Origin of the sequence: Brevibacillus sp. LEMMJ03 (genome assembly GCF_007197875.1) — a bacterium.
In the GTDB taxonomy this organism is placed as follows: domain Bacteria; phylum Bacillota; class Bacilli; order Brevibacillales; family Brevibacillaceae; genus Brevibacillus; species Brevibacillus thermoruber.
In genome coordinates this window covers 1-2,219 of sequence record NZ_VKJN01000041.1, presented here as the reverse complement: position 1 = coordinate 2,219, position 2,219 = coordinate 1, and the positions used below count along the sequence as shown (strand labels likewise).

General features: G+C 44.9%; 2 protein-coding genes. Both read right to left on the bottom strand.

What is annotated here, in order from left to right; all coding sequences use genetic code 11:
- Positions 1-115: 115 nt before the first annotated feature.
- A complete protein-coding gene (gene istB / locus FOI68_RS22620; RefSeq protein ID WP_143864407.1) occupies positions 116-895 on the bottom strand; it encodes an IS21-like element helper ATPase IstB in 780 nt (259 codons plus the stop codon).
- Positions 892-2,133, bottom strand: coding sequence for an IS21 family transposase (istA, locus tag FOI68_RS22615; RefSeq protein ID WP_143864406.1), 1,242 nt, complete (start codon positions 2,131-2,133; stop codon positions 892-894). The genes istB and istA overlap by 4 nt, the downstream gene beginning before the upstream one ends.
- Between the last annotated feature and the right edge of the window lie 86 nt (positions 2,134-2,219).

Below are 2,219 nucleotides of genomic sequence, written 5' to 3'. Positions count from 1 at the left end.
GTGTCAACTGCAAATGAAAATTCCCCATTATCTGCACTTGAATTTTCCCCATAATAGGCAATAGGTTTGTTTGAATAATGCCCCCCGAGGGGGGCAGGTAGCGGGAAAATTCCGTTTATTCGGTTTTATCTTCAATTGTCTCTGGTCGAAAGAAACCAGCTTTTTTCTTCTCCTTTATGCGATAACTTTCTCCTTTAATGTTGATGGTGTGAGAGTGATGCAATAATCGATCAAGGATGGCGGTGGCAAGTACCGTATCTCCAAATATCTCTCCCCACGAACCATAAGACTTGTTCGAAGTAAGAATAATCGAACCGGATTCATAACGCTCCGAAACGATTTGAAAGAAAAAGTGAGCTGCCGTTTCATCCATCTTGCGATAGCCGATTTCATCAATGATCAGTACATTCGGCTTAATAAAAGCCCGCATTTTTTGTTTGATACTATTGTTTTGATGGGCAATTTGAAGTGTCTGAACCAAATCGTGAGCAGTTGTAAAGTAAACTGTCAAACCTTGCTTAATGGCTTCCAGAGCCAATGCAACGGATAAGTGGGTCTTTCCGACTCCTGGCGGACCCAGCAAAATGAGATTCTCCTGTTGTTGCACAAACCGGAGGGTTGCCAAATCACGAATCCGTCTTTCATCTATGGAAGGCTGGAAACTGAAATCGAATTGCTCTAATGTTTTATGGTAGGGTAAATGAGCCAATCGTGTCTTCATTCGAATAAATCGATCCCTCTTGGCCTTGATTTCCTCTTGCAAAAGCTTGTCCAAGAACTCCAAATACGATATATTCTGAGCAGCAGCTTCTTCTGCGTGGTGGTGAACAATTTCCGGGATTCGTACCCATCCCATTTGCGTAAAGGCTTCTTCTAAACGGGCCTGGAGCATCATTGTACGATCTCCTTCTCGTCAGCAAACTGCTCGTAGACTGATAAATCACGTTCCACCACTTCGGGGCTTGGATTTGAAACCAGACGCGGCATAGGTTGGGGAGCCTTCACGCGACTTTGGGTTTGGATCCCCTCGAAGTGTTTTTTATTGGTTACGACTTGTTTGGAACGAACGGCTTTTTGATGTTCAGCGATAATCGTGTTGCCCTGATAGATCCGGATATGACCATTCTGGAGATCTTGTACCTGTACCGTATGACCAATATAGGTATAGGGTACAGAATACCGGCTTCCGCCGTAAGAAACGAGCAAATCGTTGGATACTCTTCGAGTATGCCGTTCTACTTCTTCAAACGGAACCGGGTTAAGCGGCTTCAACTGTTCATGTTTCCATCGATCTACCGGCTTTTCATGTGTGGTGCCGTGAATCCGTACATTGGCTACCGTATCCAACCAATGGCGTACTTGTTGATTCAAGTCACTCAGGCTGGTAAACGACAGTACGCGAGGCCAAAAATTCTTTCGCACATAGCCAACACCATTTTCTACTTTCCCTTTTGTTCGTGCACGGTAGGGGGCACAACGCCGGAGGGTAAAGCCGTGATGACTTGCAAACTGAGAAAAACGTTCATTCCACAATACATGGCCTTGGTCGTCGTAACCCGCAATGACGGTTTTCATATTGTCGTACAAGCATGTATCCGGTCTGCCTCCAAAGTATTGCATGGCACGTAAGTGACAGCCGATGAGGGTATCCAGCCGTTCATTCTCTGTAAATTCCACATACAACATTCTCGAGTATCCCAAAACCATGACAAAGGCGTATAGCCGTTTATATCCACCATTCCATTCCACTTTGAAATGTCCCCAGTCTACTTGCGCTTGCTTACCAGGTGTGGTTTCATAGCGGATCGTTGCCTTGGAGGTAACGACGGGGCGTAATGGTTCCATGAAGGAACGAAGGAGTCTAATTTGTCCTGAGTATCCCTGGGCTTTAATTTCATCAAACAAGACAACAGCATTTAAGCAGCCTTCCTCCATCCTCGCTTTGATATAGGGTTTAAATGGATCGAGAATGCTGGCTTTTTTGACGGTTCGCTGGTATTTCGAAGGTTCATCCTTCTTCAGCCACTTACGAATTGTTTTTCGATCCCTCCCTAGTTCGTTCGCAATTTGCGTGGTGCTCATTCCTCTTTGTTTCATGTCTTTAATCAAGTAAAACTCCCCATTCTTTAGCATATTTCTCTCCTCCAGGGAGAGATTTTCTGCCGAAAGTGGGGAATTTTCAAGTGCCGTTATTGAGGATTTTAACAGTGCCGTTCACA

Excerpts from the sequence above, each read along its gene's own strand:
- istB (WP_143864407.1), bottom strand. The coding sequence starts at position 895 with ATGATGCTCCAGGCCCGTTTAGAAGAAGCCTTTACGCAAATGGGATGG.
- istA (WP_143864406.1), bottom strand. The coding sequence starts at position 2,133 with ATGCTAAAGAATGGGGAGTTTTACTTGATTAAAGACATGAAACAAAGA.